Origin of the sequence: Neokomagataea thailandica NBRC 106555 (assembly GCF_001598495.1) — a bacterium.
Taxonomy (GTDB): domain Bacteria; phylum Pseudomonadota; class Alphaproteobacteria; order Acetobacterales; family Acetobacteraceae; genus Gluconobacter; species Gluconobacter thailandicus_A.
On the sequence record NZ_BCZB01000051.1, the window covers coordinates 1 to 5,119 of the forward strand.

Here is a 5,119-nt window from a genome sequence, read left to right on the forward strand (position 1 = left end):
CATCCTTCAGAGACACATTACGCTCCATCGGAGCGTTCAGCTGATTCCAACGCAGAATGTAACGGAAATCACTGATCCCGTTTGCTGCCAGCGTCATAATCGGACCCGCAGAAATGCCGTTCACACGAATATCGTCACGCCCCAGATCAGCCGCCATGTAACGCACAGATGCTTCAAGAGCAGCCTTTGCCACACCCATGACATTATAATGCGGCATCACACGCTCTGCACCCAGATAGGTCAGCGTCAGCAAAGAACCGCCCTTGTTCATCATCGCAGCCGCACGCTTCGCTACTGCGGTGAAGGAATAGCAGGAAATATCCATAGCCTGCAGGAACGCTTCACGCGGCGTATCCACATAACGTCCACGCAGATACTGCTTATCGGCCCAGCCAATCGCATGCACGAGGAAGTCAATCTTCCCCCAAACCTTCTCAATTTCGGCGAAGGTCGCATCAATCGCGGCATCATCACCCACATCACAAGGCAGTACGAGCGATGAACCAACACTCTCCGCCAACGGACGTACGCGCTTACCCAGCGCTTCACCTTGATACGTGAAGGCAAGCTCAGCACCCTGCGCTGCACAAGCACTCGCAATAGCCCACGCGATTGAGTGCTTATTCGCCACACCCATCACGATGCCGCGCTTACCCTTCATCAATGTTCCTACAGCCGGAGCTTGCAGAGCATCTTCTTTTTCAGACATCACACATTCCTTGGTTGCATGAGCAATTTGGCTCGTGGTCGCACAAGCGCGGCTTTAGAACAAGACTTAGCACCTTCAACGGACTGCGAAATAATCTTTACAACCCATTTTTTGTGTCCACTGTACCAAAATCAATACGCCTCTAAGAGGGCAATGTATAAACACACTGCTCAGGCCCCTGCCTGCCCGTGATGATGACTGAGAGCTTTAATATGTCTGACCTCCCCCTCATTGACCTTACCTCAGACCCCTTCGCCCTATTCCATACATGGATGACTGAGGCCGAAGTCACCGAACCCAATGATGCGAATGCCGTTGCCGTAGCAACCTCCACACCAGATGGGCGCCCCTCCGTTCGTATGCTTCTTCTGAAAGGCGCAGATGAGCGAGGCTTTGTCATTTACACCAACACCCACAGCCGCAAAGGCGAAGAAATCCTCGCCAACCCTCATGTCGCCCTTCTCTTTCACTGGAAGAGTCTGCGTCGACAGATCCGTATTGAAGGCCCCGTGGAACCCGTCACAACCGAAGAAGCCGATGCCTATTTTGCTAGCCGCTCTGCAACCTCACGCTTAGGTGCCATCGCCTCCGACCAATCCCGCCCTCTAGCCGATCGCGCCATTTTCGAACAACGCCTGAAAGATGCTGAAGCGCAATACGGCTCAGGACCAATCCCTCGCCCCACACACTGGACGGGCTTCCGGGTTGTCCCAAACCATATTGAGTTTTGGCAAGATCGCCCTTACCGCCTCCATGATCGTGCCGTATGGTCACGCGAGGGCACATCCGCTTGGAATGTCACACGGCTTTACCCGTAAAAAGACACAATCACCCTGCGTATACTTCAAACCCCATATTGAACGAGGGAGTCAGCCCAATGCTCGTTGATATCAAAAACATCCTGCTTCCACTCAATGGAACCGGAGACCTCGACGCAGTCATGAGCGTTGCCCAAAAACTCGCTCAGCACTTCACGGCCCATTTATCAGCCGTTGTCGTTGGGTCAGACCCTTCAGAAATAGCGGCTCTTGCCGGTGGTGGCATTTCCGCCAGCATGGTCACAGAAATGATCGAGGAAGCCTCCACCGAAGCCGAGCGTAACGCAATCCTCATCCGGCATAATTTTCAAAAATTTGTCGCTGATAATGATATCACCTTAATTGAGCCTGACTGTATGGGCTTAGCATCAGCCAATGGCCATACAGCCAGCTTTGAAGTGCTGGATGGCGTAGATTATGATGCTATGGCTTGGCGCTCTCGTTTGGCAGATATGACGCTGGTCCCAACCTTAAGCTCAACATCTGACCCGCGCGCTTCCGCCACCCTACATTCCATTCTTTTCGACAGCGGCCGCCCCCTCGTCATCGCTCCACCAACCCCACCAGAACACGTCGGCAAGCGTATTTCCATTGCATGGAACGGTACAGCTGAAGCCTCACTCGCACTGCGCTGCGTATTACCTTGGGCACACGACGCAGAAGCCATCGAAATCGTCACGTCCCCTGAATACCAACGTCGCGGCCCCGAAGCCGAAGAAGTCGTACGATACCTCCGCCTACATGGAATCTCCGCTACATCCCGCTCCTGCGAACCCGTCAAAAAAGATATTGGCGCAGGCCTTCTTAAAGCAGCAGACGATTTCGGAGCCGATATGTTGGCTCTAGGCGCATATTCCCACTCTCCACGCTTCCGCCAAATTTTACTTGGCGGCGTCACCCGCCACATTCTGGAGAATATGAAGCTTACGGTTTTGATGAGCCGCTAACACCCACATCACCGCATATATTACGCACAAAAAAGGGAGGCCCTATAGCCTCCCTTTCTCATTTTAAACGCTTGTTTGCGCCCTCTCGCTATACCCTCAAGCCGGGATGGCCGCACGGACACCCTTCTCACGGATAACCTTACGCAGTTCCACAACCTTGGCATTCAGCGCCGTTGTGTCCAAATCACGCCACGCATCAAAAGAAGGAAGCTGTAGTGCCGTCTCATAATCATCAGCCGCAGCCAACTCCTTCTGCTTTGCCTTAAACGTTGGCTCAGCATGATCTGGCACTGAATGCAGCATTTCGAGATAAGCCGCGATGCCAAAAGCAATACGGGACAGATCTGTTTTACGTTCCAGAGCTTGACGCACAGTCTCAGTCCAGAACACCTGAACCTTCGACGAACCATCGCTTGCAATACGCAAGATTTGGTCAGCCATCGCAGGGTTAGAGAAACGACTGATCACACTGTCACGATAACCTTCCAGCGTCACACCCGGAGGCGCATGCAGCGTTGGAATCACATCCTTGTTCAAGAAGGCTTCCACATTCCGGCGCAGATCAGCATCAGCCAAAGCTTGGTCGATATTCTCATACCCAATCAATAATGCAGGAAAGCTGAGCATAATGTGAGACGCATTCAACATGCGGATCTTCACATGCTCATAATCCGTCACATCATCAACAAACTGTACCCCTGCCTTCTCAAGCGGTGGGCGGCCATCAGCGAAATTATCTTCCAGAACCCATTGGTGGAAATCTTCCGCCACAAGCGGCAGGTCATCATTCAAGCCAGAAGCCTTATTCAGCTTCTCAATAACAGCCTTGGAGACGGTTGGTGTAATACGATCCACCATCCCGTTTGGGAAGGTCGCATTCTCTTCAATCCATGCCGCCAATTCTGCATCACGTGCTTTAGCGTGCCCCAAGAATGCTTTGCGCGCAACATTACCATTATGGCGCAAATTATCGGCTGACAGGATCGTGAAAGCCTTATGGCCTGCATCACGACGGCGGCGCAGCGCTTCAACAACATAACCAAAAATCGTGGACGGCCGTTCTGGCGTTTTTAGATCCTGCTGCACAGCTTCGTTCGTCAGATCGAACTCCCCCGTACCTTCATCGATATTATAACCACCTTCCGTGATCGTCATCGATACGATACGCGTTGCCGGATCAGCAAGGCGTTCCAAAACAGCATCCGGATTTTCTGGCGCAAGCAAATAATCACGCAAACAGCCAATCACCCGCACATGGCTCTCACCCGATGGTGCTGTCTCTGTCAAAGAGTACAGACCATTTTGTGCTTTATACTGAGCAGCCTTACGTTCTGAACGCTCACCGGCCGTTAAACCGACACCAACGATACCCCAGTTGGGGTCGTCTTTCAGAATTTGCTCAACATAAAATGCTTCATGTGCACGAAAGAAGTTACCGACGCCAAAATGCACGATACCCGGACGAACAGACGATACATCGTAGGGTGGCGCAACAACTCCAGAAGGCAATCCATCTACTGATTTCAGCGTCATCTTTTTGTTTCCTTATGTCGTTGTCGATACGTTGTGATGAGATTTTTAACGCTCACCACTATCCAGAACATTCCGCCGCACCCTGCGTGAAACATCCTCGACCACCTGATCAAGAGACCGATCACTCTCTATAATGATCGTATGCTCTCCGGGTTCCGGTTCTTCGAGCACCTCAAACTGGCTTTCCACCATGCTCGTTGGCATAAAATGCCCAACACGCTGGTTCACCCGCTTAAGAGACTCTTCTTTTGAAATCTTGAGGTATACGAAATACGCATTGCAGTCCTCTGCCAGCGCATCACGATAAGCTTTCTTCAACGAAGAGCAGGTCAGAACAGCATCTTTTCCTTGAGCATTTTGTTCACGCATGGCGCGATTACAAATCTGCAACCAAGGATAGCGATCTGAATCTTTTAAAGGGATGCCGCTTTCCATCTTCTCAAGGTTCGCTTGAGAGTGAAGGTCATCGCCTTCAATGAACACGGCTCCGATCCGATCAGCAAGAGCACGTGCGACCGTGCTCTTGCCCGTGCCTGAGACGCCCATGACAATGATGGATACGCCCATGGACCGCTCTCCCTTATTTCTTCTCGACGTGTCCGCCGAAGCCGAAGCGCTGTGCGGAGATGATTTTCTCAGCGAAGTTGTTACCGCTGCGTGAGCGGAAACGCGTGAACAGCGATGCGGTCATCACAGGTACCGGAACATCTTCCTCAATCGCCGCCTCGATCGACCAACGACCTTCACCCGAGTCAGACACTTCACCGGAGAACTCAGACAGATCACCAGATTTCGCCAGTGCTTCCGCCGTCAGATCCAGCAACCAAGACGACACAACACTGCCACGGCGCCAGACTTCAGCAATATCCGCAACATTCAGGTCAAAGCGCTCATCTTCGGCCAGAACAGGGCTGTTCTTGCTCTTGAGCACATCAAACCCTTCGGCGAAGGCCTGCATCATCCCGTATTCGATGCCGTTATGGATCATCTTCACGAAGTGACCTGAGCCAGCCGGGCCGCAATGCAGGTAACCCTGCTCAGCGCGCGGGTCCAGACCTTCCGCATCACGGTTCGGCGTGCGTGCTACATCGCCCTTACCCGGTGCCAAGGCA

5 protein-coding genes and 1 pseudogene are annotated in these 5,119 nt (G+C 52.5%); 2 read left to right on the forward strand and 4 right to left on the reverse strand.

Annotated features, from left to right (window positions below; all coding sequences use genetic code 11):
* On the reverse strand, positions 1-709 hold a 709-nt coding region (locus tag NTH01S_RS11100), incomplete at its 3' end, for an enoyl-ACP reductase FabI (RefSeq protein ID WP_068173702.1).
* A 194-nt stretch (positions 710-903) separates the two neighbouring features.
* Between NTH01S_RS11100 and pdxH the strand changes: the two genes are divergently transcribed.
* Both pdxH and NTH01S_RS11110 read left to right on the forward strand, forming a co-directional pair.
* Complete coding sequence (gene pdxH / locus NTH01S_RS11105) at positions 904-1,527, forward strand: pyridoxamine 5'-phosphate oxidase (protein ID WP_068173710.1); 624 nt, start codon at positions 904-906, stop codon at positions 1,525-1,527.
* Between the two features lie 59 nt (positions 1,528-1,586).
* Positions 1,587-2,474 (forward strand): universal stress protein, encoded by an 888-nt coding sequence (locus NTH01S_RS11110; RefSeq protein WP_068173704.1) that lies wholly within the window; start codon positions 1,587-1,589, stop codon positions 2,472-2,474.
* Positions 2,475-2,570: 96 nt separating this feature from the next.
* Here NTH01S_RS11110 and NTH01S_RS11115 read toward each other — a convergent pair whose 3' ends face one another.
* From NTH01S_RS11115 to NTH01S_RS11125, 3 genes and pseudogenes are all read right to left on the reverse strand, one after another.
* Positions 2,571-4,007 (reverse strand): mannitol dehydrogenase family protein, encoded by a 1,437-nt coding sequence (locus NTH01S_RS11115; RefSeq protein ID WP_068173706.1) that lies wholly within the window; start codon positions 4,005-4,007, stop codon positions 2,571-2,573.
* A 45-nt stretch (positions 4,008-4,052) separates the two neighbouring features.
* Positions 4,053-4,574, reverse strand: coding sequence for a gluconokinase (locus tag NTH01S_RS11120; protein ID WP_068173708.1), 522 nt, complete (start codon positions 4,572-4,574; stop codon positions 4,053-4,055).
* Positions 4,575-4,587: 13 nt separating this feature from the next.
* Positions 4,588-5,119 (reverse strand): annotated as a pseudogene (locus tag NTH01S_RS11125) (phosphogluconate dehydrogenase (NAD(+)-dependent, decarboxylating)); the annotation flags it as partial.

Excerpts from the sequence above, each read along its gene's own strand:
- NTH01S_RS11110 (WP_068173704.1), top strand. The coding sequence starts at position 1,587 with ATGCTCGTTGATATCAAAAACATCCTGCTTCCACTCAATGGAACCGGA.
- NTH01S_RS11115 (WP_068173706.1), bottom strand. The coding sequence starts at position 4,007 with ATGACGCTGAAATCAGTAGATGGATTGCCTTCTGGAGTTGTTGCGCCA.
- pdxH (WP_068173710.1), top strand. The coding sequence starts at position 904 with ATGACTGAGAGCTTTAATATGTCTGACCTCCCCCTCATTGACCTTACC.
- NTH01S_RS11120 (WP_068173708.1), bottom strand. The coding sequence starts at position 4,574 with ATGGGCGTATCCATCATTGTCATGGGCGTCTCAGGCACGGGCAAGAGC.